The sequence below is a fragment of the Methyloversatilis sp. RAC08 genome (assembly GCF_001713355.1).
Taxonomy (GTDB): Bacteria; Pseudomonadota; Gammaproteobacteria; order Burkholderiales; family Rhodocyclaceae; genus Methyloversatilis.
The window spans coordinates 3583829-3609977 of sequence record NZ_CP016448.1; the positions used below are offsets into that span (position 1 = coordinate 3583829).

22 protein-coding genes are annotated in these 26149 nt (G+C 66.1%); 11 read left to right on the forward strand and 11 right to left on the reverse strand.

Translation table 11 applies throughout. The features are described 5' to 3' along the window. Positions 1 to 45 precede the first annotated feature (45 nt). Positions 46 to 471, forward strand: coding sequence for a BLUF domain-containing protein (locus BSY238_RS16235; RefSeq protein ID WP_069040063.1), 426 nt, complete (start codon positions 46 to 48; stop codon positions 469 to 471). On the opposite strand, the gene BSY238_RS16240 is transcribed toward BSY238_RS16235, so the two are convergent. Both BSY238_RS16240 and BSY238_RS16245 read right to left on the reverse strand, forming a co-directional pair. Further along, positions 437 to 1252: a DUF1223 domain-containing protein gene (locus BSY238_RS16240; RefSeq protein WP_069040064.1), complete on the reverse strand. Its 816-nt coding sequence runs from the start codon at positions 1250 to 1252 to the stop codon at positions 437 to 439. The two genes, BSY238_RS16235 and BSY238_RS16240, sit on opposite strands and share 35 nt — an antisense overlap. Positions 1253 to 1322: 70 nt before the next feature. Further along, on the reverse strand, positions 1323 to 2909 hold the full coding sequence (locus BSY238_RS16245) for a gamma-glutamyltransferase family protein (protein WP_069040065.1): 1587 nt from the start codon (positions 2907 to 2909) through the stop codon (positions 1323 to 1325). Positions 2910 to 3129: 220 nt separating this feature from the next. On the opposite strand from BSY238_RS16245, the gene BSY238_RS16250 reads away from it, so the two are divergent. After that, the gene (locus tag BSY238_RS16250) at positions 3130 to 4518 is read left to right on the forward strand and encodes a chloride channel protein (protein WP_069040750.1); all 1389 of its coding nucleotides are present in this window, start codon (positions 3130 to 3132) and stop codon (positions 4516 to 4518) included. Between the two features lie 14 nt (positions 4519 to 4532). On the opposite strand, the gene BSY238_RS16255 is transcribed toward BSY238_RS16250, so the two are convergent. The 9 genes from BSY238_RS16255 to BSY238_RS16295 form a co-directional block, all read right to left on the reverse strand. Beyond that, positions 4533 to 4847, reverse strand: a complete 315-nt coding sequence (locus BSY238_RS16255) for a hypothetical protein (RefSeq protein WP_069040066.1) — start codon at positions 4845 to 4847, stop codon at positions 4533 to 4535. 225 nt (positions 4848 to 5072) lie between these two features. Then, positions 5073 to 5783 carry a glutathione S-transferase family protein gene (locus BSY238_RS16260; protein ID WP_069040067.1) on the reverse strand — a complete coding sequence of 237 codons (711 nt, stop codon included), beginning with the start codon at positions 5781 to 5783 and terminating at the stop codon, positions 5073 to 5075. Positions 5784 to 5948: 165 nt separating this feature from the next. Further along, positions 5949 to 6458, reverse strand: coding sequence for a formaldehyde-activating enzyme (gene fae, locus BSY238_RS16265; protein WP_069040068.1), 510 nt, complete (start codon positions 6456 to 6458; stop codon positions 5949 to 5951). Between the two features lie 141 nt (positions 6459 to 6599). Beyond that, positions 6600 to 7484, reverse strand: coding sequence for a triphosphoribosyl-dephospho-CoA synthase (locus BSY238_RS16270; RefSeq protein ID WP_223300179.1), 885 nt, complete (start codon positions 7482 to 7484; stop codon positions 6600 to 6602). Next, entirely contained in the window at positions 7478 to 8404 is a 927-nt protein-coding gene (locus BSY238_RS16275) for an ATP-grasp domain-containing protein (RefSeq protein ID WP_069040069.1), read from the reverse strand. Before BSY238_RS16275 ends, BSY238_RS16270 begins: the two co-directional genes overlap by 7 nt. Positions 8405 to 8409: 5 nt before the next feature. Next, positions 8410 to 9408: a methenyltetrahydromethanopterin cyclohydrolase gene (mch, locus tag BSY238_RS16280; protein ID WP_069040070.1), complete on the reverse strand. Its 999-nt coding sequence runs from the start codon at positions 9406 to 9408 to the stop codon at positions 8410 to 8412. Then, complete coding sequence (locus tag BSY238_RS16285; RefSeq protein ID WP_069040071.1) at positions 9405 to 10568, reverse strand: ATP-grasp domain-containing protein; 1164 nt, start codon at positions 10566 to 10568, stop codon at positions 9405 to 9407. The genes mch and BSY238_RS16285 overlap by 4 nt, the downstream gene beginning before the upstream one ends. Before the next feature lie 25 nt (positions 10569 to 10593). Further along, the gene (locus BSY238_RS16290) at positions 10594 to 11496 is read right to left on the reverse strand and encodes an NAD(P)-dependent methylenetetrahydromethanopterin dehydrogenase (protein ID WP_069040072.1); all 903 of its coding nucleotides are present in this window, start codon (positions 11494 to 11496) and stop codon (positions 10594 to 10596) included. A 92-nt stretch (positions 11497 to 11588) separates the two neighbouring features. Then, the gene (locus BSY238_RS16295) at positions 11589 to 12590 is read right to left on the reverse strand and encodes a beta-ribofuranosylaminobenzene 5'-phosphate synthase family protein (RefSeq protein WP_069040073.1); all 1002 of its coding nucleotides are present in this window, start codon (positions 12588 to 12590) and stop codon (positions 11589 to 11591) included. Positions 12591 to 12863: 273 nt separating this feature from the next. Here BSY238_RS16295 and BSY238_RS16300 point away from each other — a divergent pair, with 273 nt between their 5' ends. The 9 genes from BSY238_RS16300 to BSY238_RS16340 all read left to right on the forward strand — a co-directional run bounded on the left by BSY238_RS16300 (position 12864) and on the right by BSY238_RS16340 (position 26031). Continuing rightward, positions 12864 to 14162 (forward strand): formyltransferase, encoded by a 1299-nt coding sequence (locus tag BSY238_RS16300; RefSeq protein ID WP_069040074.1) that lies wholly within the window; start codon positions 12864 to 12866, stop codon positions 14160 to 14162. After that, positions 14159 to 15829 carry a formylmethanofuran dehydrogenase subunit A gene (locus BSY238_RS16305; RefSeq protein WP_069040075.1) on the forward strand — a complete coding sequence of 557 codons (1671 nt, stop codon included), beginning with the start codon at positions 14159 to 14161 and terminating at the stop codon, positions 15827 to 15829. The genes BSY238_RS16300 and BSY238_RS16305 overlap by 4 nt, the downstream gene beginning before the upstream one ends. A gap of 4 nt (positions 15830 to 15833) precedes the next feature. Beyond that, positions 15834 to 16730 (forward strand): formylmethanofuran--tetrahydromethanopterin N-formyltransferase, encoded by an 897-nt coding sequence (gene fhcD, locus BSY238_RS16310; protein WP_069040076.1) that lies wholly within the window; start codon positions 15834 to 15836, stop codon positions 16728 to 16730. Further along, on the forward strand, positions 16727 to 17542 hold the full coding sequence (locus BSY238_RS16315) for a formylmethanofuran dehydrogenase subunit C (protein WP_069040077.1): 816 nt from the start codon (positions 16727 to 16729) through the stop codon (positions 17540 to 17542). The genes fhcD and BSY238_RS16315 overlap by 4 nt, the downstream gene beginning before the upstream one ends. Next, complete coding sequence (locus BSY238_RS16320) at positions 17542 to 18579, forward strand: DUF6352 family protein (RefSeq protein ID WP_069040078.1); 1038 nt, start codon at positions 17542 to 17544, stop codon at positions 18577 to 18579. The genes BSY238_RS16315 and BSY238_RS16320 overlap by 1 nt, the downstream gene beginning before the upstream one ends. 399 nt (positions 18580 to 18978) lie before the next feature. Then, positions 18979 to 21711, forward strand: coding sequence for a cation-transporting P-type ATPase (locus tag BSY238_RS16325; RefSeq protein WP_069040079.1), 2733 nt, complete (start codon positions 18979 to 18981; stop codon positions 21709 to 21711). 4 nt (positions 21712 to 21715) lie between these two features. Beyond that, entirely contained in the window at positions 21716 to 23356 is a 1641-nt protein-coding gene (locus BSY238_RS16330) for a Na/Pi cotransporter family protein (protein WP_069040080.1), read from the forward strand. Positions 23357 to 23468: 112 nt separating this feature from the next. Then, positions 23469 to 25151 carry a cation:proton antiporter gene (locus BSY238_RS16335; RefSeq protein WP_223300180.1) on the forward strand — a complete coding sequence of 561 codons (1683 nt, stop codon included), beginning with the start codon at positions 23469 to 23471 and terminating at the stop codon, positions 25149 to 25151. Next, the gene (locus tag BSY238_RS16340; protein WP_069040082.1) at positions 25135 to 26031 is read left to right on the forward strand and encodes a universal stress protein; all 897 of its coding nucleotides are present in this window, start codon (positions 25135 to 25137) and stop codon (positions 26029 to 26031) included. The genes BSY238_RS16335 and BSY238_RS16340 overlap by 17 nt, the downstream gene beginning before the upstream one ends. The last annotated feature ends 118 nt before the right edge of the window (positions 26032 to 26149 follow it).

Sequence of the window (26149 nt, forward strand, 5' to 3'; positions counted from 1 at the left end):
CCGGGGCGACCATGATCGAATGACGATGGAGCCAGGGAGAGAACCATGCTAGTCCGACTGATCTACGCCAGCCGCGTCCAGCCCGACGTCGGGCCAGGCGACATCGACCAGATCCTGCAGGTGTCGCAGGCGAACAATGCACGCGACGGCATCACCGGCGCGCTGTGCTACACCGGCAGCGTGTTCCTGCAATGTCTGGAAGGCGGCCGCGATCAGGTGAATGCGGCCTATCACCGCATCGTCGCCGATGCGCGGCACAGCGATCCGCTGCTGCTGGGGCTCAGGGAGATCGCACAACGCGACTTCACCGAGTGGGGCATGGGCTATGTCGGCTACACCGCCGAGAACCGGGCGCTGTTCCTGAAATACTGTCCGCGCCCGGAATTCGATCCTTACACCATGTCCGGCGCGTCGGTCGAGGCGCTGTTTCAGGCGCTCATCGGCGTGGCGCGCTGGAAGTCAGCGCGCTGAGGCGCTCGGGTGCGACGCAGAGGGCCAGTGATGCGCCGAGCCGTGCAGCGCCCGAATCGGCATCGGCCTGCAGCAGTGCCACGCCGAGGTCGGCGCGTTTCCACGACGGGTCGAGCGCAATCTCGCGCATGAGGTTGAACCGGCCCTGTGCGTCGGGTGCAAACGGGCCGATCAGGGTGCGCACGACGAAGTCGTGTGCCAGCGTGCGTCCCGCATTTTCGCCACCTGAAATCTTCGACCCCAGCATGCGTTCGTACACGGCGACATAACCCACCGCATCGCCGGGCAGCGTGGTGCGCGCATCGACCTTGAGCACATTGCTGCGCACATCGAGCGACAGCATCACGTCGCCGGCTGGCTTCGGTGACTTGCGCGCCAGCATTGCACGCACCGTGTCGGCCGAGCGCCAGCCGCGGAAGTCGTCGCCCGACAGCCTGACCTGCGGCGTATAGACCACGCTGCCGCCTTCGGCCCGCGCCAACCGTCGCTGTCGCGCCGAATGGGCGCCAGACGAAAATGGGTCACGCCAGCCGAGGTAGTCCCAGTAATCGACATGGAAGGCGAGCGGCACGACCTGCTGCGCGTCGGCGGCCTGTGTCAGCGAACGCAGCCAGTCGTCGGCCGGCGGGCAACTGCTGCAGCCCTGCGAAGTGTAGAGCTCGACCACCGGCACCCAGCTGCGGGTGCCTTGACAGGTCTGGGCAACCGGTGTCGTCAGGGCGTGGGCGATCGGTGCGAGGGTGGCGACGAGCAGGGTGAGGGTGGCAAGGCGCAGCGACATGAACGCACTCCGGCAGTTGGCGATGCGCAGATGACCGGTGCCGGTCTGCCGTCCTTACCGGGCGTACGTCTCAGGCGTACTCGACCGACCCATCCGAGCGTGGGTCGGAGGCGCCTTCAACGCGGCCGTCGGGGTGACGCACGATCAGGCCGGCGTGGCCGGCGCTTTCGTCGAACTCGAGCAGCGATTCGACCACATGACCCCGATTGCGCAGCGCGTCGAACACCTCCGGCGCAAAGCGCGACTCCAGTTTCAGGGTGTCGCTGTCCGAGCCCCACGTGCGACCGAGCAGCCAGCGCGGCGCCGCGACTGCGTCCGTCACGCTGTCGCCGAACAGCAGGTGGCGCAGCAGTACAGCCGCCTGGAACTGCGGCTGCCCGTCGCCACCCATCGAGCCATAGACGACCGTGCGCCCGTCAGTCAGCTGGGCGATCGGCGGGTTGAGCGTGTGGAAAGGCTTGCGGCAGGGTTCCAGCGCGTTGAGCGCGCCGGTCGCCAGAGAAAAGCTGATGCCGCGGTTCTGCCACAGCACGCCGGTATCGCCGGCGATCACGCCGCTGCCGAACTCGTGATAGATGCTCTGGATGAAGCTCACTGCGCGGCCTTCGGCGTCGACCACACCCATCCACACCGTATCGCCCGGTGCGCCGCTGACCCAGCCACCGGCACGCTGCAGATCGATGCCGTCCGCCAGCAGGTCGAGGCATTCGTCCGACAGCAGCGACTGTGCGTCCGTACGCATGCGTGCCGGATCGGTCAGATGACGGTCGCGGATCACGAAGGCCTGGCGCGTCGCCTCGACCGCGCGATGAATGAATTCGGCGGATTGGCCATGCAGGCCGTCGAGCCCGAGGCGGTCAAGCTGACCGAGTATCAGCAGCGACAGCAGGCCCTGGGTGGGCGGCGGCGTGTTGTAGACGTGGCCCAGGCTGTGCTCGAGCTTCAATGGCGTGCGCCACTGTGCGCGGTGCGTCAGGAAATCGGACAGGCGCAACGGGCTGCCGGCGGATCCCAGCGCGGTGGCCATGCGGCGCGCCAGGTCGCCGCGGTAGAAATCTTCGAGTCCGGCGCGCGCCAGTTGGGCGAGGGTGTCGGCCAGCCGTGGTTGACACAGCACGTCGCCGGCCTGCGGCACCGTTTGGGCCGGCATGAAATGCGCGGAGAAGCCGGGTTGGTGGCGCAGCTCGTCCTGCTTCGTGCGCAGGCCGCGTGCCAGGCTGCGCGAAACCGGCGTGCCGGTCCGCGCATGGTGTTCAGCATCGCGCAGCAGGCGCGACAGCGGCAGGCGTCCACCCGCCTGCGCGGCCGCGTCGAGCGCCAGCTGCCAGCCCGATACCGTGCCGGCCATCGTCAGCGCAGCCAGCGGGCCCCGTGTCGGCAGGCGGTTGCGCACGTCGTGATCGGCGTACCAGGTACGGCTGGCGATCACCGCTGCGGCGCCGCAGGCGTCGATCGCGCGCGGGGGCTGGCCCGGTTCGGCGATCAGCCAGAATCCGTCACCGCCGAGCGCGTTCATGTGCGGATAGACGACGGCGATCGTCGCGGCGGCGGCGATCATGGCTTCGATCGCGTTGCCACCTTCGCGCAGCACATCGCGCGCCGATTCGCTGGCCAGGTGGTGCGGGGCGACCGCGATGCCGCGGGCAGTGGGTTTCATCGGGGCATCTCCATGGGCGGCCGCGCGGGCAGGTTCGAATGCCCCCATATGGTGCATCAAGCTGCATCGCCTGCGCGGCTTTCGGTGATTTTCCCGGGCAAACGGCTGCTTGAACACGGTTACAGTCGCCATGCAGGCGTCGCGGCTGGCGGCATGCATCTTGCGTCCGGCAATCATCTTCGACGGCGTACTGCGCCATATCCGCTTACGGAATGAATCGATGCGTAACAAGTATTCGCTGTCTGCCTGGCGTACCCGACTTCGGCTTGCCTGGTTCGATCTCAAGTACCCGACCCTGCGCCGGCGCAACCAGGCCTACTTCAAGGTATGGCTTGGCCGTCTCGTGCTGTGGGGCGGTGCGGTCGTGGTGGGCATGCTGGCGGTCGGTTTTGCGCAGTTGTCCGACCTGGCCATTCACCACTTCCGCACCATGGCAAGCGAGAACCCCTGGTGGCCCTTCCTGCTGACGCCACTTGGCGGCGCGCTGTGCGTGTGGGCGACGCGGCGCTGGTTTCCGGGGGCCGAGGGCAGCGGCATTCCACAGACCATCGCCGAAATGTCGCGACCCGAGGACCGGAGCTGGAAGCCGTTGCTGTCGCTGCGCATCATCATGGGCAAGATCGTCATCGGCACGGCCGCCGTCGGAAGCGGATTTTCGCTTGGCCGGGAAGGCCCGACCGTGCAGATCGGGGCGTCGATGCTCAATGCGCTGCACCGGCTGCTGCCGGGCGGCCTGCATATTCCGCGCACCCACATGCTGGTCGCCGGCGGTGCGGCCGGCATTGCTGCGGCGTTCAATACACCGCTGGCCGGCATCGTGTTCGCCATCGAAACGCTTTCGCGCAACGTCGAATCGCGCATGAGCGGCCTCATCATCACCGCCATCGTGCTGGCCGGCATCGTGTCGCAGGCGTTTCTTGGCAAGGCGAGCTACTTCGGCCAGATCGCCATCGCCGGCACCGACCGCGAAATGGCGCTTGCCGTGGCCATCACCGCACTGGTGTGCGGTGTCGCGGGTGGCCTGTTCTCGCGCATGCTCATCATCAGTTCCACGTCGTGGAAAGGACGGATGGCGGATTATCGACGCGACCATCCGATCCACTTTGCCGCCGCCTGCGGCGTGCTGGTCGCCGCATTGGGCTTCGTCACGGGCGGCAGCAGCTTCGGCAGCGGCTACGGTGAAACCCGTGCGCTGCTCGAAGGCGACACGTCGCTCGAGTGGTACTACGGTCCGGCCAAGTTCCTGGCCACGCTGATCGCCTACCTGTCCGGCCTGCCGGGCGGCATCTTTGCGCCCAGCCTCGCCATCGGTGCTGGCATCGGCCACGACCTGGCGCCGCTGATCGGCCAGCAGGACGCGCCGGGCATGCTGCTGGTGCTGTGCATGGCGGGCTTTCTCGCCGCGGTGACCCAGTCGCCGATCACCTCATTCATCATCGTGATGGAAATGGTCGACGGCTATTCGGTGGTGATCGGCCTGATGGCGGTATCGCTGCTGTCGTCGGGGGTATCGCGCATCTTCAGCCAGCCGCTGTATGAAACCGTGGCGCGGCACATGGTGGCGCGCAACGGCGGACCGATCGTCGCGCAGAAGGAGGAAAAGCCGTGAATGACCCGTCCAGGTCAATGCGCGGCGTTATCGAACTCGCGCGCCCCGAAAGCGCGCCACCCTGCCGGAACGACGGAACAGAGCGCAAAACGCTGTCCGTTGGTCACGATGATCAGGTGCTCACGCCGGGCTGCGGACATGACATCGACGACGCGGTCGTCAGGGGCGACGCTGCGCAGACCGATGGCAGCAATCAGTTCGGTGTCCGGGGTCGCGTCAGCCGTGGCCGTGCGACCGTCCGCCTTGCGCCGGTTGCGGCCCGGTTTTTCGGTGTTGCACGCTGCGCGCGGTGCAGTGTGTGCAGGTGGGTGACGTCTTGCCTGGCTCATGCTCGACCCCGCTGAAGTCAGGCCCCGGGCGGATGCCCGGTGAATCCGGGCCTGCCGGATCAGGGCAGGCCTGATTCAATTAGCGGTCGCAATGCGTAAAGCCTGAGCGCCGATCTGCACCGGTCGGCGATTCGTCACGCTTGTTCACATGTCCTCGAGCAGAGGCCGCCGGCAGCGCCGCGGAGGACCGGCCATCAGGTGACGCAGCCTCCTTGACGCCGTTCGTCAGACGCCACCCTTGTTCGATCCGCCGGTCTCCACCATCTTCTGTGCCCCGGCCACGAAGGCCCGGGCCTTGTCGTCGTCGGGCTTGGCGAGATCGATGTCCGACGGCGGAATCACCACGCCACGTCGCGCCGCGGGGCGCGCGTCGATGACATCGAGCCAGCGCTTCAGATGCGGCAGTTCGTCGATGTTCAGGCCCGACCACGGATAGGTGCGCACCCATGCCCAGTTCGCGATGTCGGCGATCGAATAGTCGCCGGCCAGGAATTCGTGGTCCTTCAGATGGCCGTCCAGCACGCGGAACAGCCGCATCGATTCGCCCTGATAGCGGTCGATGACCGATGGCAGCTTCTCGGGGAAGTAGCGGAAGAACACGTTGGCCTGGCCCATCATCGGGCCGACACCGCCCATCTGGAACATCAGCCACTGCAGCACGCGCGAGCGGCCCTTCAAGTCCGACGGCATCAGCCGGCCGGTCTTTTCGGCCAGATAGATCAGGATGGCGCCGGATTCGAAGACCGCGAAATCGTCTTCCGCGCGATCGATGATGGCCGGAATGCGGCCGTTCGGATTGATCGCGAGGAACCACGGTTCCTTCTGGTCGCGTGCCGACAGCGACAGCGCATGCACGGTGTAGGGCAGCGCGAGTTCCTCCAGCGCGATGGAAACCTTGTGGCCGTTCGGTGTAGCCGCGGTGTAGAGGTCGATCATGATGCTCCCTTCGATGGAACGGCTCGTCTGCGGACGGACGCCTGAGCGCCGCAGTGTAGCCTCCACGTTGCGTCGGGGCGAATGTACGGACGCGCGCATGCATTGGCCAAAAAAAAGCCTCCGGCCAGATGGCCGGAGGCTTTTTCTGCAACGAAGCCGTGGGGCTTAGTTTGCGGCGAACGGGTGCGTGGCCGAACCCTTCTTGGCAACCACTTCAGCAGCGGTCGGGGTGCCGGCGACGGCGCGTGCGATCGATTCCTTGACCGCGCGGTAGTTGTAATCCTGGATCTTTGCGTCGTCTTCGGCCATCCAGTGGATGAACACGCCGACGCAGATGAACAGGTTGTCGGCTTCGTCAGCCGGGATCGTGCCGTCAGCAACGCTGTCGGCGACGGCCATCGCGACGCCGCGCTGTGCCGGGCCAAACATCTGGACAGCCTGCTTGGCGCCCTTGATGGTGACCTTGTTGAACATGACCGTTGCCGGCTTGCACAGCAGGTTCGGTGCAACGACGGCCAGCAGGGACGTGAAGCCGTCCTTGTTGTTGACCAGGGCGTTGGCGAAAGCGGATTCAGCAGCGCTGCCACGCGGGCCCATGATCAGGTCGATGTGAGCGACTTCATTGCCGTCACCAACCAGGGATTCACCAACACACAGACCATTAATCTTCGCCATATCGAATCTCCTCATTACTAGGCAAGTTGTAGGGGTTTACCCCCTGTGGTAACCCGCGTTCCGGGGTACGAAACACAGGATAAAAACTTCGTTGTGGTGCGTTTGTGATGCTTTCCTGCATTTGGTTGCATCCTGGCTTCGTCATGCGCCGGTTATTTCCAGCGCGCCGGCGAGGAAGGCCGTCACAACCGTCAGGTCTGCGCTCGTTCCGGGATTGATGCCCGCCGTTTTCAGACGTTCGTCCCAGTCCATCAGCGTGTCTTGCATCATAACCGGATCAACCGCCCGTTCAAACCCGCCCAGCAGGCGTATCGCCGTGTTGCGCACCGATAGCGCCGTTTCCGGACCATGTTTGCGCATGATGTGGGTGTCAGGAATCAATGCGAGACAGAACATGAACACTGTGGCCGCCGCCCATGCTTCACTGCACCATCGATCGCGTGCCGCCAGATGGACCGGCAGCAGGTGCCTGAGCACCAGTTCGTAGCGGGCTGCATACAGCGAGGCGATGCTGTCGCGGTGCGCGGCAAGCTGCATGGCCTGCAGCAGCGTGATCCGTGCATCGCCCGCCACGTCGTCCTCGTCACGCCGGCCCAGCCCGGCTGGCTGGGCCAGACGGATTGCCGCATAGGCATGTGACGCGTCGGTGACAGTGAGCCCGGCCAGTGTGCGCTGCAACGATGCGCACAGGCTCTCTTCCGGCTGACGGTGCAGCGCAGCATGGGCGATCGGCGCGCAGCCCAGCACGATGCCCAGATTGGTGTTGCATCCGACCGCCTGCCAGGTGGCACGCATCGCCTGTTCAATGCGTTCGCCGACTGTCGCATCTGCGCGACAGATCGGCCCGGCAGCGGCTTTGGCGCTGGCGAGGAAATCGGCCACCTGCATGCGGTGACCATCGCCATGATGGCCGACATTGCCCGGTTTCAGCGCCTCGACGTCGAGCCGACATGCGTGCAGGAAGGCCGTTTCCAGCGCAGCCTGCAGCGCGATCCGGCCGGTGTCGGGCGGCGGCGTCATCAGCATGCGATCTCGCCCGCCGCGGGGCAGCGACGCAGCAGGTCGTCCGCCAGCGCCTGAGCGATGTTCAGGCTGGTGACGCCCTGCAGACCCTTCCAGGCCGGAATGCTGTTGACTTCGAGCACGGTGAGCCGGCCGTGATCGTCGCGCAGGATGTCGACGCCGGCGTAATCCATTCCGGTGGCGCGGGCCGCATCGACCGCCAGCCGGGTCAGTGCTTCGTCAGGCGGAATGGCTTCGCAGCGCCCGCCCTGCGACACATTGTTCAGCCAGCTGCGGCCCTTGCGCAGCATGCCCGCGACCGGCTTGCCGTCGATCACCATGACGCGCCAGTCGCTCCACTCGCCCAGTGCGTCGCGCGAGCGGGCGCTGTAGCGCTGCATGTACCAGACGTGGCCGACGCTTTCTGCGTTGGGCAGCGCATCGCCAGCCGTCAGGCGCACGATGCCTTCACCCTGCGAGCCGAACAGCGGCTTGACCAGCACGTCGTGACCAGCGGCGAATTCGCGCATCAGCACGGCGCGCGCCTCGCTTTCGCTCTCGGCCACCCAGGTCGGCGGCGTCGGAATGCCGGCGTGGTGCAGCAGCACGCTGGTCATCGCCTTGTCCACGCTCTTTTCGATGGCGCGCGCGTGGTTGTAGACAGGAATGCCCAGTTCGCCCAGGTAGTGCAGGAAATCCATGCGCAGCACCACCTGCTGCAGCGTGCCGCCGGCCACGCCGCGCACGAAAACGGCCTGCGGCAGCTTCTGTTCGAAGCCGGGCATCATCACGCCCGATACGCCGCGCTGCAGGTCGATGTGGCACTCGCCCAGACTGACATAGCGCGCCAGCAGGCCGCGCGCCCGGAAGGCTTCGACCAGGCGTTTGCCGTGCCAGCCCGGCTCGTCGGTCACGATGGCGATGTCGGCCTGCTGCGCACCCATGGCGCTTACTGGCCCTCGCCGAACGAACGGCCGAGCAGTTCGGCATTGATCTGGCCGGCACGGAAGCTCTTGCCGGTGCGCAGATTGCTGACGATGACGCGCGCCGGGGCGAACAGCATCGGGTCGATCTTGTAGAAGTCGTACTTCACTTCCTTGAACACTTCGGCGAACGGCCGGCCATAGTCGCGCGACGAGGAAGACGGCAGCTTGTGCGCCAGATCGGCCGCCGAATCGTCGTCGCTGTCCACATAGAGCTGTGCCACGCCGCCGAACAGGATGGCGTCGTTGGTGCGACCCATGGCGTTCAGGAAGTCGGGCGCCGGCGGTGCAACCGGCGCGCTGGCGGACCCGTCGACCACCTGGCTCAGCGGGAAGCCCAGCGCATGCACCTTGTGCAGCGCGACTTCGAGTACGCGGCCGACCACCTGCACCGTGCCGGCCAGGCTGCGCGTCGGCGTCAGGATCAGCGTCACGGCGTCGTCGGCGACCCCGCAGTCGCGGCGGATCTTGGCCAGCACTTCGGGCGGCGGCTGGCGATCGACTTCCAGCACCAGCACGGCGTGCTTCGCGTCGTCCTTGTAGCCCAGCTCCGCAAACAGCGGCTCCTTGACGGCCAGCGCACGGCCCGGACCGGAACCGAGCGCATGGAACGCGTCCTTGCCTTCACCGTGCGACAGGCTCCAGCCGGCGTACTGACTGGCCAGGCAGGCGACGACCGGGTGGGTCGAATGCACATTGATGGTCAGCGGCCAGTGCGCATCGCGTGTGTTGAAGGTGGCGGTGCCCAGACCGCCCATGCAGATTTCGGTGATGCGGCGACCGGCCTCGATGCCGCCATGGCAATGGATGCCGGCGTCGATGACGCGGCCGCCGCCGGGCAGGGCATCCACCCTGACGCGCAGCGCGTCGGCGTCGCGCACCAGGCCATCGACCAGATCCATCACGTATCGGCCCACGCTGGGCTGGGCGCCGGTCAGTACCGGTCCGTGTTCTGCTGTGCTCATGCGCTTCTCCTCGGGAATTCAAGCTCGTTGTTATGGTGTGTTGCGACCGCTCCGGCGAACGGAGCGATCAGGTGCAGCACTTCTGTCTCGCGTCGCTGCAACTGCGCGCGAACGCGGGTTTCGTCCTGGCCGGCTGCGTGGGCGGTGCAGACAGGTGCTGCTTTCGCGACAAAGCTGCCGGCTGCCGGCAGGTCGGTGCAGCCCTCGGGCCAACGGACGCCGTTGCCGACGATCAGGTCGTGCGGCGCATAGACCACGCGCAGGCCGCGCAAGGCGCGCGCCGGTGACATCGCCACGTCGGCGAGTTGCCCGGCACAGGCGGCAATGTGGGCCGCGAACAGGCCGCCCGCCACCCGGCCGTCGTACAGCGCAAGCGTTGCGGTCGGTCTGGGGTTGATCTCCAGCAGCACGTGGCGGCCGCCCTCCAGCACCAGATCGGCACCATTCAGTCCGCGCAGCCCGAACGCCCGCACGATGGCGTCGACATCGCGTTCGAGCAACGCCAGCTGCGCGTCGTCCAGCGGCAGGTCACTCACCGCCTCGCACCAGGCATACGGCCCGGCGATCGCGCCGGGAAACTGCCGGCTGACGCCGACGATGCGGCCGCGATGGCCATCGGCGAGAAACAGCACCGACGCCGGAATACCTGCCACGCAGGCCTGCGCGTGCCAGCCTGTCGGTATTGTTTCGCCGCCTTGCGCCGGGCGCACGTGCGCGCCGCCGCAGGCTCCGGTCTGCTTCATCAGCCAGCCGTCCGGCGCCCGACCTTCACTGCGCATCGCCGCATGGCGCACGCCGGCCTCGCGCAGGCCTGCAGCCAGCGCATCCGGTGTCTTGCACTGCTGTACGGTGGCCGCCGCATTGCCGCGGCGCGGCGCCGATGCGTGAAATGCCCTGTCCAGCGCGGAAAGCAGGTCGGGCCGCGGCTCGAAACCCGATCCGTCGACGATGCCGTCCCAGCGACCGGCCATCCCGGCGATCAGCGCTGGCAGTTCATCACCGAAGGCGCCATCGCGAAAGTCCGCCCTGACGGTACGTCGGGCCACTGCCTGTGTGTCCGTGTCGGCAAATGGATCGATCACATCGCAGGTCCAGCCCGCTGCGACGCAGGATTGCGCCAGCGCGCGTGCGCTGCCCGACACGATGAGCCAGTGCGGCACCGCCGTGGTTTCCAGCCCGCTCCGGTCAGGCCACCAGCTCGCGGGCGGTGGCGAAAGCGTCGCGGAAGTCGAGATACACCGGCTTTTCAGTATTGATCATGCGCTGGAAAAGTCCGCGCTGGCACAGGTACTTCACGTTGCCGATGGCCAGTGCGCCGATGCCGACCGCCTTGCCCGAACCGGCCTCCAGCGGCTTGCCGTCGTCCATCACGCCCAGACCTTCGACCCCGGCCGGCGGCACGGCGTTCACGTCGGCAGCGACCAGCAGGGAGGTGGCGGACATCAGCTGCGCCTTGCTCAGCACCTGGATGCCGGCTTTGGCCGTACACAGGATGATGTTGGCCTGCGGCATCAGGTTTTCCTTCTGTTCGTTCGACCCTGCCTCGACCGGCAGCACCGACGAGCCGTAGCGGGTGTTCACCACTTCGGACGCGACGCGGGCGCGCATCGCGCTCGAATGGCTGCCCACAAGCACCTTGGCGCCGGCGCTCGAGGCGAGCACGGCGGCGGCGGTACCCACCGGGCCGGTGCCGCCCAGCACGAGCACGGTCTTGCCTTCGAGTTCGGTGTTGTGCGCCTTGCGCAGCTGGCGTTCGACACAGGCGACCAGTGCGGCCGCGGTGGTGAAGGCTCCGCTCGGATCGGCGAACACCGACACTTCGAACGGCGGCACCATCGCATTGCGGCAGGCGTCGAGCATGTCGGCCGCCAGACCGATGTCGCGACCGCCGATGAACAGGCCGGTACGCTTCACGCCATTGGGGCCGCGCGAAAAGATCGCGTCCTGCGTCAGGCCGTAGATCTGGTCGAGGCCGACGCCGGAGTAGGGCATCAGAACCTGGTAGCCCGCATCACACGCCATGTTCACGTCGAACGGGCTGATGTTGTTGGTCGGGCTGAACATGTGAAGGATGTATGGGTTTTCCATGGTCTGTCTCACTCTTTCCGCCCGAAGGCTGCGTACTCTGGTTACGTCGTTGTCAGGTGCGTGCTTGCGTCAACGGCAGGCCGGCCCGGTATTCATTCACGGCTGGTCGCGGCGACAATTGAAGTCTGTCGCGCTGTCCACTGCGCGCCTTCGTTGCGCGCAGCACAAATCATCAGTTCGAGTCCCGCCGCATCCGCGTAGCGCTCGCGCACTGCCCGGACCATGGCCTGCGCATCCGTCTCCGATGCAGCCAGCGCGAAGCCGGTCGGACCCCACGAACTCTGGCCGATGCAGGCCGCGCCCAGTTCCTGCAGCGTGAGCGCAACCTCGCCGACCCGCTTGCTGGTGTAGCGGCCACCCTGTGCCGGCGAAAAATAGTCGCCGACGCAGTGCTGCAATTCATTGATCGCAGCGCCGAACAGGTCGATGTCTTCTTCGGCCAGCGCCGGCAATGCGCGCATCAGCACCAGCCTGCTGAGCCGGTCGGCCACACCCGTAGCGTAGGGCGGCAGCACGCGAAAAGCTTCCTTCTCTGCGCTGCCGTGCAGGCCGCTGCAGGCGTGATCGAAAATCAGCACCATGCGCCAGGCGGCTGGAAAACGCATCTGCGCAATGATCGGCGGTGGCGCATCGAGCGCGCCGCGACCGCCATCGACGATGAAGCCGCCACCGTCGAAACTGCCGATGCCGATGCCGGAGCGGGCACCCCGGTCGAGCAGGCTGGCGACTTCGCGCGAATCCAGGTTGAGTCCGTACAACCGGGCCAGCGCCATGCCGACGGCGAGGGCAAGCTGGGTGCCGGAGCCCAGGCCCGAATGCGACGGAATGGCATCGGTCAGCGTGATGCGTGCCGGCGGCAGGTCGAAGCGCGTGCTCAGGTCAAGGGCGTAGCGGTGGGCGCGTTCGGCGTCGTGGCCGGTGACCTGGAGCACGTCGGATGGCTCTATCTCGACCGCGGTGCTCAACCCGCTCAGGGTCAGACCGACGCTGCCGAAGCGCCGACCCATGCTGCCGTCCAGGTCGATGAAGCCCAGGTGCAGACGCGCGGGGGCCCGAACGGTCAGGGCGGCGGCGGTTGCGTGTCTGAAGTTCATCGCGTCAATCGTGGTCCGAAGAGCGCCGATTATCCCAAATTCGCCCGCAACACAGGGAAGGCTTGGATGATGAGGTGCAGCGGCGGAGTCCGGTGCTGCCGCGCGACGTCGTTTTCGGATCGTGCTGTATCGCATGTGAAACAGACTGATCTCACGCGTTGGTCGCGGCTTCGATGCTGCACTGCGGCACCGGAAGGTCGGTCCGCAACGACTTTTTGCATGTTGTATCGTGGCGGGAGCTGTGTGCGACCCAACTGATGAAACGGATGATTCATGACCCATGAAGCGATTTCGACTGTCGTCACCGAGGTGGCCTGTCCGCTGTGCGGCCACGCCTGTGACGACCTGAGCGTCGATACCGCCGGCGCGGCACTGGCGGTGGTGGCCCATGGCTGCGATCGGGCGACAAGCGGATTTGCCCGCCTGGGTGCCGGATCGAACGTCGCGACGCCGCGCATTGCCGGGCGTGCGGCCACGCTGGACGAAGCCTGTGCCGAAGCAGCCCGCCTGCTCGCCGCGTCGGCCCAGCCGGCATTCGGCGGCATGGCGCTTGATGTCAGCGGCGCACGCGGTGCGATGGAACTGGTCGATCGGGCCGGTGGTGTCATCGACCACATGAACAACGAATTCGGCTGGCGCGCCAGCCGCGTGATACAGGACGGCGGCGGCATCAACACCACGCTGGCCGAAGTGAAGAATCGTGCCGACCTGATCCTGCTGGTCGGCACCGATGCGGTCAGCGCGCAGCCACGCTTCTTCGAGCGCTGCGTGTGGGTGGAGGAAACGATGTTCGACCTGCAGCCGGCCAGCCGGCGCATCGTCTATCTCGGCGGCGGACTCGATACGCAGCCGGGCCACTCGCCGGACGGGCGAGCGCCCGACGTGTTCGACTTCGATCTCAGCCGCATGCCGGAAGCGCTGTCGGTGCTCAACGCGCTGGCGGCGCAGCAGCCGGTGGCCGGTGACGCCCCGCTGGGCATTGCACTGGCGCGCTGGCAGGAGCTGGCCGAAGCGCTGCTGGGCGCCAAGTACAGCGTGATCGTGTGGACGGGGCCTGCGTTCGAGGTGTCGCAACTCGACCTCAATGTCGGCGCCATCGTGTCGCTGGTCCGTCGGCTCAATGTCACCACCCGCTGCAACAGCCTGCCGCTGGCCGGCAACGACGGCGACCTGTCGATGGGCGCCGTACACACCTGGCAGACCGGCTATCCGATGCGCACCAGTTACGCCAGCGGCGCACCGAAGTTCGACCCGCTGCACAACGGCATCGACCGCCTGCTCGCGACCGGTGAAGCCGATGCGCTGGTGTGGCTGTCCAGCCTGAACGACCTGCAGTCGCCGCCGGCCACCGGCGTGCCGACCATCGTGATCGCACCGCCGTCGCTGAAGCTGGCGAGCGAACCGCAGGTCTTCATTCCGGTCGCCACGCCAGGCATGCATCACACCGGTCATTTCGTGCGTACCGACAAGGTCGTGACACTGCCGCTGCAGGCCTTGCGCCGGAGCGCGCTGCCGGCAGCCGGCGATGTGGCGGTGGCCATCGCCAACCGCCTGAAGGAGGTGCAGTCGTGAGCGTCATCAAGCTGACCGGCGGCCGGGTGATCGATCCGGCAAATGGTGTCGACGACCAGGTACGCGACCTCTACATCCGCGATGGCCGGCTGATCTCAGCCCCGGACGCGAACGACAGGATCAGCGCCGAATACAACATTTCCGGCCGCATCGTCATGTCGGGCGCGATCGACATGCACAGCCACATCGGCGGCGGCAAGGTGAACATCGCGCGCGAAATGCTGCCGGAAGACCACCGCGGCGATCCGGTCGAGCGCACCGAACTGACGCGTTCAAGCTGCGGCCACGCCGCACCCGGCACGCTGGCCGCCGGTTACCGGTATGCAGAGATGGGCTACACCGCGGCGTTCGAGCCGGCGCTGCTGCCGGTCAACGCGCGCCAGGCCCACATGGAAATGGGCGACACGCCGATGCTCGACACCGGCGGCTATGCCATGCTCGGCAGCGACGACTTCCTGCTGCGCATGCTGGCGGCGAAGGAAGACCAGCAGGCGATTAACGATTACGTGGCGTGGACGCTGCACGCGACGCAGACGGTCGGCATCAAGGTGGTGAATCCGGGTGCGATTTCCGCCTTCAAGTTCAACCAGCGCAAGCTCGACCTTGACGAACAGAACGCCTTCTACGGCATCACGCCGCGCGAGATCGTCAAGGTACTGTCGCGCGCCGTACATGACCTGGGGGTGGCCAAGCCCTTGCACGTGCATGCCAGCAATCTGGGCGTGCCGGGCAATGTGGACACCACGCTGGGCACGATGGACGCGGCCGAAGGCCTGCCGGTCCACCTGACGCACATCCAGTTCCACAGCTACGGCACCGAGGGCGAGCGCAAGTTTTCGAGCGCTGCGGCCCGCATTGCCGAAGCGATCAACCAGAAGAAGAACGTGTCGGCCGACGTCGGGCAGATTCTGTTCGGCCAGACGGTGACGGCATCCGGCGACAACATGGTGCAGTACCGCAACGCCGGTCACGGCTCGCCGAAGAAGTCGGTCATCATGGACATCGAGTGCGACGCCGGCTGCGGTGTGGTGCCGTTCAAGTACAAGGACCAGAACTTCGTCAATGCGCTGCAGTGGGCCATCGGTCTGGAAATCTTCCTGATGGTCGATGACCCGTGGCGCATTTTCCTGACCACCGATCACCCGAACGGCGCCCCGTTCACGACCTACCCGCACCTGATCAAGCTGCTGATGGACCGCAGCTTCCGCAACGCGATGCTCGACACGATCAATCCGGACGCGCGCGCGATGAGCAATCTGGCGGGTCTCGACCGCGAGTATTCGCTGTACGAGATCGCGATCATGACGCGCGCCGGTCCGGCGAAGCTGATCGGCCTGGCCGATCGCGGTCATCTGGCGCCGGGTGCGGCGGCCGACATCGTCGTCTACAAGGAAGATGCCGACCGCGAGCGCATGTTCGAAAAGCCGGAACTGGTGTTCAAGGACGGCGAACTGGTGGTGCGCGACGGCCGCATCGTCAAGGTGGTGCGCGGCGGCACGCATGCCGTTAAACCCGAATTCGACATCGGCATCGAAAAGAAGATCAAACCCTATTTCGAACGTTTCCATTCGGTGCGCATGAACAATTTCAAGATCAGTGACGACGAACTGTGCGAGTGCGGTGGCGGCTCGAAGCTGATCGCCCATGCCTGCCGGAAGCGGGGTTGAACCGATGATCATCAATGGCGTAGCAATCGACGACACCTTTGCCGAAGCGTTCGGCATGCGGGGCATCCGCCTCATCATCACGGCCTACAACGAAACCTGGGCCCTGCATTCGGCCAATGCGCTGACCGGCTTCGCGACCTCGGTCATCGCCTGCGGGGCCGAGGCGGGCATCGAGCGCATGATGTCGCCGGACGAAACGCCGGACGGCCGTCCGGGCGTGTCGGTGCTGGTGTTTGCCGTGTCGAGCAAGGAACTGATCAAGCAGATCGAACGGCGCGTCGGCCAGTGCGTGCTGACCAGCCCGACCAGCGCCATCTTTGCCGGTCTGGACGAAGGCGACCCGGTGCCTCTGGGCAAGACGCTGCGTTACTTCGGCGACGGCTTCCAGACTTCGAAGCAGATCGGCGGCAAGCGCTACTGGCGCATTCCGGTGATGGACGGCGAGTTTCTCGTGCAGGACACGGCGCGCATGGTGAAGGCGGTCGGCGGCGGCAATTTCCTCGTGCTCGCCGACACCCAGGTGCAGGCGCTCGAAGCGTGCGAGGCGGCCATCGTCGAAATGCGCAAGCTGCGTGAAATCGTCATGCCCTTCCCGGGTGGCGTCGTGCGTTCCGGCTCCAAGGTGGGCTCCAAGTACAAGGCGCTGTCGGCCTCGACCAACGACGCCTTCTGCCCGACGCTGCGCGGCGCGACGAAATCCGAACTCGACGAACGCATCGGTGCGGTGCTGGAAATCGTCATCGACGGTCTGACCGATGCGTCGGTCAAGAAGGCGATGGAAGTCGGCATGCGCGCGGTGTGCAAGATCGGTGCCGCCGGCGGCATCCGCCGGCTGTCGGCCGGCAATTACGGCGGCAAGCTCGGCCAGTTCCAGTACCACCTGCGGGAGATCCTGAAATGAGCGCCCTGACATTCACGCTGCGTAGCGCACCGGCCCAGCGCGTCGATGTCGGCATGCTGAACCCCTCTGCACTGGCGGGTCAGACCGCGTCCGACATCGCGGCCATCGCGCTGAACGTCGGCAAGCGCGTCGTGCGCGCGGACGAACTGTTCGACATCTCAGGCGACGACACGACAGACATCGTGTTCCGCGGCGACTGCAGCAGGCTCGAACGCATCGGTGCCGGCATGAAGTCCGGCCGCGTCAACGTCGAGGGCGACGCCGGACCGTATGTCGGCCAGGGACTGCTCGGCGGCACGATCACGGTCGCCGGTTCAGCCGGCGCCTTCTGCGCGACCGGCATGAAGGGCGGTCGCATCGACATCGCCGGCAACGTTGGCGAATCGGCTGGCGGCGCCATTCCGGGCGAGATGAAGGGCATGGCCGGCGGCCTGTTGCTGGTCGGCGGCGATGCCGGCGACCGGCTGGGCGACCGCATGCGGCGCGGCCAGATACTGGTCAGCGGCAACGCCGGTGATTATTGCGGCACCCGCATGATCGCCGGCACCATCGCCGTGGCCGGCACGCTGGGCGCCTATCCGGCGTACGGCATGAAGCGCGGCACGCTGATCCTCAACGCACTGCCGGCGCAGATGCTGCCCACCGTTGTCGATTGCGGCGCGCACCGGCTCGGCTTTCTCAGCCTGCTGTACGCCAGCTGGAAAGGCCTGCCCGGACCGTTCGGTGCGCTCGACGCCAGCGCCTGCACGGTGCGCCGCTACATGGGCGACATGGCGGTCAGCGGACGCGGCGAACTGCTCGTCCGCGGCTGATGACGGCGGCGGGCTGGTGGCCTGACTCGGCCTTCGGGCGGGTCAGGCGCAACGCAGCCGGGCGTCTGGTCGTGACCGACGCGCTGCTGCGCGACTGGCTGGCAAGGCCTGAGCTGGCGCTCGTCGAGGACAGTTGCGACGCCGAGCGCGCGCTGGTGTCCAGCCTGCTCGGCGAGCCGGCGCGCATCGTGTCGCATGAGGAAATCGCATCGATTGCCGACGCCGATGCGCGCGACAACTGGTTCGCCTTCATCGCCTTTCGCGACCGCGTGCTCGCGCGGCCGGATATCGAATCGGCCTGGCTGGAACTGTTTCTCGATGGCCTGAGCGGCATCGCGCCGCTGTTCGTGCCGCAGCTCACGCAGCTCATCCTGCATGGCCTGCTCGAAGGCTGCACCGGCAATGACGGTGCGCTGATGTGGCGCGCAGCCGAACTGTTCTTCCGCAGCCAGCGCGCAACCCCGCACGCCGGACGCATCCTGATGGCCGATGCCGAAGTGCTGGGCGACTACGCCGAAACCGGCGGTTTCGGGAATATCGGGCGTCTGATCCGGCAGGCCGGGGCGATACCGCGCGCGGCCGAACTCGACGTGCTCGATGCCGGCAATGCCGCCGAACTGTATGCGCGCGCCGGGCGCCGCGCCGTGCTGCCGTTGAACTTCGGTCAGCCTGCGCTGGCGGCGTTGTGCCGTGTGATGGAGCGCTGGATTGCCCACTTCTACGGTTCGGCCGTCCGTATCACGCCGCAGCAGGACATCCGCGACGAACACTGGGCCTGGCACATCGGACTTGACCGAGAGTCGATGGAGCTGCTGAACACGCTGTACGAAGGGGGCGAACTGGCACCCGACCGCCTGTCGCGCATCGTCGCGCTGCTCCGCCTCGACTTTCTCGATGCCCGCGACATGCGTGCCGAACTGCGACCTGACGGCGCGGCGCGGCCGGTCTGGCTGGCGCTGGCCATGGATGAAAATGGTCTGGTGCAGATGAAGCCGCAGAATCTGCTGCTCAACCTGCCGCTGACAGGCACACACTGACGTCCATCGGGCGGGCGCAGGCGCCCTGTTTGTTCCCTGATCCCTCCGGGTTTTCAGCTTTTCTTGATCGCCCTCAAGCTTGCCTGCATCTGCTGAGCGCGCGAATGAAATCGTCGCGCAGCGCGTTTAGCATTGTGTTGAACCTGAAAACCTCAGTTGATCGGCTTCGTGGGCATGGTTGGCGGGGTGTACGGCAAGGCGCGAGGACGCGGCAGGATGGCACCCTGCAAGGACGAGCAACGCAGCCGGGCACCCCGCCGGCCGTGCACGCGAGGTCGAAGCGGTGTCGCCTGGACGGTAAGCGAGCAATAAGCGCCGATCTCCTTGATGCGCAGGGCTTTTAGCGCAATGGCAAGCGGTCAACTGAGGTTTTCAGGTTGAACCCAAAGGAGCCTTGAAATGCGGCAGCCGACAGACACGCCGGTACGGCCGGAAAACTGGCACACGCTCACCGGCGCAGCGACACTGACTTCGGTCGGCAGCGCGCGCGAGGCCGGACTGACGACCGACGAAGCGGCGCGCCGACTCGCGGTCGATGGCCCCAACAGCCTGCCCGTGCCGGCGGGGCGCGGTGTTGTGCAACGCCTGCTTTCGCAGTTCGAGAACGTGCTCATCCGTGTGCTGATCGTCGCTGCCGTGGTGACGGCGCTGCTCGGGCACCTGCTGGACAGCGCAGTCATCGCCGGCGTGGTGCTCATCAACGCATTGATCGGCTTTCTGCAGGAGGGCAAGGCCGAAGCGGCGCTTGATGCCATACGGAAGATGCTTTCCCCACGCGCGCAGGTGCTGCGCGGCGGACGCCGGATCGACCTGCCTGCAACGGAACTGGTCCGGGGCGACATCGTGTTTCTCGCGTCCGGCGACCGGGTTCCCGCCGATCTGAGGCTGCTCGACGTGCGCAACCTGCGCATCGACGAATCCGCGCTGACCGGCGAGTCGGTGGCGGTCGACAAGTACACCGAGGTCTGTGCGGATGACGCGGCGCTCGGCGATCGCCGGTCGATGGCTTTTTCCGGCACGTTGGTGACCTATGGCCAGGGGACGGGGGTTGTCGTCGCAACCGGCGCGCGCACGCAGATCGGCCACATCAGCGCGCTTCTTGCCGGCGTGCAGGAACTGGCCACGCCGCTGACGCGCAGGATGGCGGCCTTCAGTGCATGGCTGACCTGGACCATCCTCGGGGTTGCCGCACTGGCGTTCGGCTTCGGCATACTTGTCCATGACTATTCGGTGGCGGACATGTTTCTCGCCGCGGTCGGTCTGGCGGTGGCTGCGATTCCGGAGGGGCTGCCCGCGATCATGACCGTGACGCTGGCGATCGGCGTCCAGCGCATGGCGAAGCGTCACGCGATCATCCGGCGTCTGCCGGCGGTCGAGGCGCTCGGCTCCGTCACGGTCATCTGTTCGGACAAGACCGGTACGCTGACGCGAAATGAAATGACCGTGCAGCGTGTCGTCACGGCCCGCGACACCTTCCGGGTGAGTGGTGCGGGCTACGCGCCGCAAGGCGGGTTTGCGCGCGGCGACGGTGAATGCGAACTGATCGACTGTCCCGAACTGGTCGAGATCGGCCGCACCGCGCTGCTGTGCAATGACGCCGCGCTGAACCCGGATGGAGAGGGCAGATGGGTACTTGCAGGCGATCCGACCGAAGGTGCGCTGATCACGCTGGCACTCAAGTCCGGCCTCGATGCCCGCCGCGAAGCGGACAGGCTGCCGCGCATCGACACCATCCCGTTCGAATCCGAACACCGCTTCATGGCGACCCTGCATCACGATCATCAGGGTCATGCATTCATGCTGCTGAAGGGCGCGCCCGAGCGCGTGTTCGAACTTTGCCGCGAACAACGCGAGGACGGTGATGCCAAGCCGCTACATCCGGGCTACTGGCATGCCTGCAGCGAAGCCATTGCAGGCGAGGGCATGCGCCTGATCGCGCTGGCCGTCAAGCCGATGGATGCGTCGGTGCGCACGCTGACATTTGCCGATGTCGAATCGGGCGGCTTCACATTGCTTGCGCTGCTCGGGCTCGCCGATCCGCCGCGCGAGGAGGCGGTCGCCGCGGTCGCGCGCTGCCGCGGTGCCGGCATCGCCGTGCGCATGATCACCGGCGATCATGCGGTCACGGCTCGCGCGATCGGCGAACAACTGGGTCTGGGCGACCCGGTGCGCGTACTCTCCGGCCCGCAGATCGAACAGATGGATGACGGGCAACTGCGCGCCGCGGTCGGCGGCACCGAAATATTTGCCCGTGCCAGTCCGGAACACAAGCTGCGCATCGTTCAGGCATTGCAGGCGAATGGCGAGGTGGTGGCGATGACCGGCGATGGCGTCAATGACGCACCCGCCCTGAAACGTGCCGATGTCGGCGTGGCCATGGGTGACAAGGGCACCGAAGCCGCCAAGGAGGCGGCCGAAATGGTGCTGGCCGACGACAATTTCGCGTCGATTGCCGCCGCGGTGGAAGAGGGCCGCACGGTGTTCGACAATATCCGCAAATCGGTCATCTTCATCCTGCCGACCGGGGGCGGCGAAGCCGGCATCCTGGTCGCGGCCATCCTGCTCGGCCTGACGCTGCCGATCACGCCGGCGCAGATCCTGTGGGTGAACATGGTGACCGCCGTCACCCTGTCGCTCGCGCTCGCATTCGAAACACCGGAAGCGGACATCATGCAGCGCCCGCCGAGAAACCCGGACGAACCGCTGCTGACCGGATTCCTGCTGTGGCGCATCGTGTTCGTGTCGCTGCTGCTGGTGACCGGCGGTCTGTTCCTGTTCCTTCGCATTCTCGAAGAGGGCGGCTCGCTCGAACTGGCGCGCACGGTTGTCGTGAACACGCTGGTGTTCGGAGAAATCGTCTATCTGTTCAATGTGCGCCACCTCACCGCAAGTTCGCTGACCTTCGAGGGGATCACGGGCAACCGCTATGTGCTGCTCGCCATTTTTTTGCTGCTGGTGCTGCAGGGGCTGTTCAACTATCTGCCGGCTGCACAGATGCTGTTCGGCACCGCTCCGCCGCAGATGAGCGACTGGTGGCCGGTTCTGGTGTTCGGCGCACTGCTGATGGTCATCATCGAACTCGAGAAACTGGCGGTGCGCTCCTGGGCACGCCGCGGGCGGCAGAGCGGCTGACCTCATGGAATCGCTCTTCCACCTTCTTGGCGGGCTCGGCCTGTTCCTGCTCGGCATGGGATTCATGACGGACGGACTCAAACTGGCTGCCGGCCCCGCGCTGGAGCGCATTCTGTCCGAATGGACGCGCACCCGGTTGCGCGCGCTGCTGTCCGGCGTGCTGGTGACCGGTCTGGTGCAGTCGTCGAGTGCGGTGACGGTCGCCACCATCGGCTTCGTCAATGCGGGTCTGCTGACACTCGGCCAGTCGATGTGGGTGATCTTCGGCAGCAATGTGGGCACCACGATGACCGGCTGGCTGGTGGCGCTGGTCGGCTTCAAGATGCCGATCGAGCTGTTCGCGTTGCCGCTCATCGGTGTCGGCATGCTGCTGCGCCTCACCGGCGAAGGGTCGCGCCGCGGGGCGATCGGCATGACGATCGCCGGCTTCGGTGCGCTGTTCCTGGGCATCGACGTGCTGCGGGAGGCGTTCGGAGACATCGGCTCCGCTGTCAGTTTCGACGCCTGGACAGGCGGCGGAGCCGGGGCGGTACTGTCTGCGGTGCTCGTCGGCATCGTACTGACCACACTCATGCAGTCATCGAGTGCCGCGATGGCCGTCGTGCTGACCGCCGTGGCGGGCGGCGTGGTGCCCTTGTCGGTGGCCGCTGCCGGCGTGATCGGGGTGAACCTCGGTACCACCATCACCGCGATCATCGCCGCACTGGGCGCGACACCGAATGCCCGACGCACGGCCGCGGCGCATGTGGCGTTCAATCTGATCACCGCGGTCGTTGCCCTGCTGTGTCTTCCGGTCTTGCTTGCGCTGGTCGCATGGATGACGGACGTACTGGAACTCGAGCCGACGGCGACCACCGTTCTCGCGACGTTCCACACCACGTTCAATGTGCTGGGCGTGCTGCTGATGTGGCCCCTGTCCATGCGGCTGGAGCGCGCCCTGTCGGCGCGCTTCGCCACGCCCGAGGAAGACGCCGGACGTCCGCAGCACCTCGATGCGAACGTACTTTCGGTACCGACGCTGGCGCTGGATGCGCTGGCGCTGGAAGCGCGCAGGGTCGGCGCGATGGCCGGAGCGATGGTGCTGTCGGCGCTGGATGGCGCCGCACCCGCCTCGCTCGCGCATCAGCGTGACGCATTCGACCGGCTCACCCGGGCGGTCGCCGGATTCGTCGTCAGCATCCACCGCAGCACGATGAGTGCGGCCAGCGGCGAGCGCCTGCCGCGCGTCCTGCGCGAGTTGCGGTACTACGAAACGGTCGCCCGCATGGCATCCGTGATGGCCGAACCGGTTCCTTCGGGACCGCTTCCGGACGACGTGGTGAGCTGCGAGACGCGATTCCGCAAGCAAGTTCGCGATTGGCTCGCGTTGGTGCTGCCAGCCGGGGATGCGGTGGCTCTTCCCGCTGCCGCAGTGCTGCCCGATGCGCTGGTGACCGCGTATGCCGCCCTGAAGGACGCAATTCTGCGTGCTGCCGCTGCGGACGCGCTGAATATCGCGCGCATGGATGCGCTGCTGGAGCGGGCGCGCGCGATGCGTCTTGCTGCAGAGCAGGCCGGGAAGGCGCTGCAACTGCTGCACCGGATCGAAATGAATGACGATGCGATGAGTCCGGATGAAAGCCGGATGCATCTGATTGCAGAGTGAGGCTGCATGCATGCGGCGTCGCGGCGGGGCGAAGACGGTCGGTTCCGTCGGCGATCCCGTCTGCCGGATGCGGGATCGACAGTGAGGCAAGGATGCGGGAGATAAATGTTTCATGGTGACTGAAGGGATGCAACCCAGCGTGTTCGCCGAAATGGCACTGCTGCTCGGGCTGACCACGGCCGCCGGTGCGCTGGCCGTGCGTCTGCGCCAGCCGGTGCTGATCGCCTACATCGTGGTGGGCATACTTGCCGGGCCGGCTGCCTTCGGGTTTGTCCAGGCGCATGACCAGGTCGACCTGCTGGCGCAGATAGGCGTGGCCGTGCTGCTGTTCGTGGTCGGGCTCAAGCTGGATCTGTCGCACGTCAGGCGCATCGGTCCCGTTGCGCTGGCAACCGGTCTGGGTCAGCTGTGCTTCACGATACTTTTCGGTTTCATCCTGGTGCTGCTGCTCGGCAGAGGCGCAATGGAAGCGCTTTATGTCGCGGTTGCACTGACCTTTTCCAGCACCATCATCATCGTCAAGCTGCTGTCCGACAAACGGGAGCTCGATTCGCTGCACGGACGCATTGCGGTCGGCTTCCTGATCGTGCAGGACATCGCGGTCGTGCTCGCCATGATGGCCATGAGTGCGCTGCGCGGTGCCGGCGATGCGGGCGCTACGGAAGTCGTGCTGTCGCTGCTCGCGCGGGTGTCGGGTGCCGCGCTGATCATCTTCCTGCTGATGCGCTACATCCTGCCGCCGCTGGTGCACACCATGGCCCGCTCGCAGGAACTGCTGCTGCTGTTTGCGATTGCCTGGGGAACCGGGCTTGCCGCACTGGGCGAGTGGGCCGGCTTCTCGAAAGAGGCCGGCGCCTTCGTGGCCGGTTTCTCCCTGGCATCGACCCCTTACCGTGAAGCGATGAGCGCCCGCCTGACCGGTGTGCGTGACTTCCTGCTGCTGTTCTTCTTCATCGATCTCGGCGCCCGGCTCGATCTGTCGACGCTGGGTGATGAAGTCGTGCCGGCGATCGTGCTCAGCGCCTTCGTACTGATCGGCAACCCGCTGATCGTGATGGCCATCATGGGTTACATGGGCTATCGCAAGCGCACCGGCTTTCTGGCCGGACTGACCGTTGCACAGATCAGCGAATTTTCCATCGTGTTCGTTGCCATGGGCATCACGCTTGGTCATGTAGGCCGCGAGGCACTGGGACTGACGACCCTGGTCGGGCTCGTCACCATCGCGCTGTCCACCTACATGATCATTCACGCCCAGACGCTGTTCGAGAGGCTGTCGCCATGGCTGTCGATGTTCGAGCGCAAGCATCCATACCGCGAGGTGACGGTCGAAAGCGGAGTCGAGCGTTCCAGTTCGACCGACGTGATGGTGTTCGGGCTCGGGCGCTACGGCAAGCGGCTCGCAATGCAGCTTGCCGACGCCGGGTTGGCCGTGCGCGGCATCGATTTCGATCCGGAAGTGGTGCTCGAGCTGCGCGGGCGCGGCGTGAAGGTGGATTTCGGCGATGCCCAGGATCCGCACTTCCTCGACAGTCTGCCGCTCGATACGGTGCAGTGGGCCATCAGTACCCTGCCTGACTTCGAATCGAACCGGGAATGGCTGGCGGCACTGCGGGCGCGCAACTTCGCCGGCGAGGTGGCGATCGTGGCCCGTGATGACGTGCAGGGTGAGCAGCTCAAGCGCGCGGGTGCTCCGATCGTGCTGTACCCGTTCCGCAATGCGGTGGATTACGTTGCGGAACATCTGTCCGATTTGATACGCAAGAAGGAGGAGCGACATGAAGCCAATCCGTAACATTCTCGCGGCAACTGATCTGTCGGCGCCGGCGCGGGAGGCGCTTGCGCGCGCCTTTCGGCTCGCTGCGGAAACGGGTGCGCAGCTGACGCTGATGCATGCGGTGAGCAGCGGGGCGATGGCGGCGTTGCATGAGCTGCTCGGCACCCGCGCGTCGACGGTCGAGCAGGGCATCGTCGAAGATGCCTGCAAAACGCTGCGTGACCTTGCCGAAGAGTTGGGGCACACGCACGGAGTATCCGCCGCAGTGCGGGTATTGACCGGTGCGGTCGTGCAGGAAATCGTTGATCAGACCGATCAGCTCGATGCCGATCTGCTGGTGGTGGGCGCGCGCGGCGAGGATTTCATGCGCCACCTGATGCTGGGCTCAACGGCAGAGCGCATGCTCGGAGTGATGACGAGGCCAGTGCTGGTGGTACGCCAGCCGCCTCATGCACCCTACCGGCGCGTGCTCGTGCCGGTTGATTTCTCGATGGCGTCGGAGCCGTCGCTGCAGGCTGTTCGCGCATTCGCTCCGCACGCTGAAATCATATTGCTGCACGCCTTCGAACTGCCGTTCGAAGGAAAGCTGCGCTATGCAGGCATCGACGATGCGGCAATACATGCGCTCCGGATTGCCGAGCGCAATTCGGCGTGCCATCAGATCGAAGCACTGCAGGCAAGTGCCGGCATCGCCGACCAGTCGCGCATCATCGTTCGCCACGGCGATGCATGTTCGCTGATCCGCGAGGTACAGCAGCAGGAACACTGTGACCTGATCGCGCTTGGCAAGCAGGGGCGCAACCGCATTAAGGAAATGCTGCTCGGCAGTGTGACCCGACACCTGTTGTCGGAATCCGACTGCGACGTGCTGGTCGTCGGCGATTCGGGTGCCGGGTGACCGTGATGCGGGCAGATGTCGCAGCAGCTCGTCACAAGCCTGCCGCGGCAGGCGGATCACCGTCGCTGCGGTGGGCCGAATTCGAGCTGCATTCGAACGCTGCCGCAATCGGCGCGGC

Coding starts and splice junctions, on each gene's coding strand:
- BSY238_RS16235 (WP_069040063.1), top strand. CDS start 46: ATGCTAGTCCGACTGATCTACGCCAGCCGCGTCCAGCCCGACGTCGGG.
- BSY238_RS16240 (WP_069040064.1), bottom strand. CDS start 1,252: ATGTCGCTGCGCCTTGCCACCCTCACCCTGCTCGTCGCCACCCTCGCA.
- BSY238_RS16245 (WP_069040065.1), bottom strand. CDS start 2,909: ATGAAACCCACTGCCCGCGGCATCGCGGTCGCCCCGCACCACCTGGCC.
- BSY238_RS16250 (WP_069040750.1), top strand. CDS start 3,130: ATGCGTAACAAGTATTCGCTGTCTGCCTGGCGTACCCGACTTCGGCTT.
- BSY238_RS16255 (WP_069040066.1), bottom strand. CDS start 4,847: ATGAGCCAGGCAAGACGTCACCCACCTGCACACACTGCACCGCGCGCA.
- BSY238_RS16260 (WP_069040067.1), bottom strand. CDS start 5,783: ATGATCGACCTCTACACCGCGGCTACACCGAACGGCCACAAGGTTTCC.
- fae (WP_069040068.1), bottom strand. CDS start 6,458: ATGGCGAAGATTAATGGTCTGTGTGTTGGTGAATCCCTGGTTGGTGAC.
- BSY238_RS16270 (WP_223300179.1), bottom strand. CDS start 7,484: ATGCTGATGACGCCGCCGCCCGACACCGGCCGGATCGCGCTGCAGGCT.
- BSY238_RS16275 (WP_069040069.1), bottom strand. CDS start 8,404: ATGGGTGCGCAGCAGGCCGACATCGCCATCGTGACCGACGAGCCGGGC.
- mch (WP_069040070.1), bottom strand. CDS start 9,408: ATGAGCACAGCAGAACACGGACCGGTACTGACCGGCGCCCAGCCCAGC.
- BSY238_RS16290 (WP_069040072.1), bottom strand. CDS start 11,496: ATGGAAAACCCATACATCCTTCACATGTTCAGCCCGACCAACAACATC.
- BSY238_RS16295 (WP_069040073.1), bottom strand. CDS start 12,590: ATGAACTTCAGACACGCAACCGCCGCCGCCCTGACCGTTCGGGCCCCC.
- BSY238_RS16300 (WP_069040074.1), top strand. CDS start 12,864: ATGACCCATGAAGCGATTTCGACTGTCGTCACCGAGGTGGCCTGTCCG.
- fhcD (WP_069040076.1), top strand. CDS start 15,834: ATGATCATCAATGGCGTAGCAATCGACGACACCTTTGCCGAAGCGTTC.
- BSY238_RS16315 (WP_069040077.1), top strand. CDS start 16,727: ATGAGCGCCCTGACATTCACGCTGCGTAGCGCACCGGCCCAGCGCGTC.
- BSY238_RS16320 (WP_069040078.1), top strand. CDS start 17,542: ATGACGGCGGCGGGCTGGTGGCCTGACTCGGCCTTCGGGCGGGTCAGG.
- BSY238_RS16325 (WP_069040079.1), top strand. CDS start 18,979: ATGCGGCAGCCGACAGACACGCCGGTACGGCCGGAAAACTGGCACACG.
- BSY238_RS16330 (WP_069040080.1), top strand. CDS start 21,716: ATGGAATCGCTCTTCCACCTTCTTGGCGGGCTCGGCCTGTTCCTGCTC.
- BSY238_RS16335 (WP_223300180.1), top strand. CDS start 23,469: ATGGTGACTGAAGGGATGCAACCCAGCGTGTTCGCCGAAATGGCACTG.
- BSY238_RS16340 (WP_069040082.1), top strand. CDS start 25,135: ATGAAGCCAATCCGTAACATTCTCGCGGCAACTGATCTGTCGGCGCCG.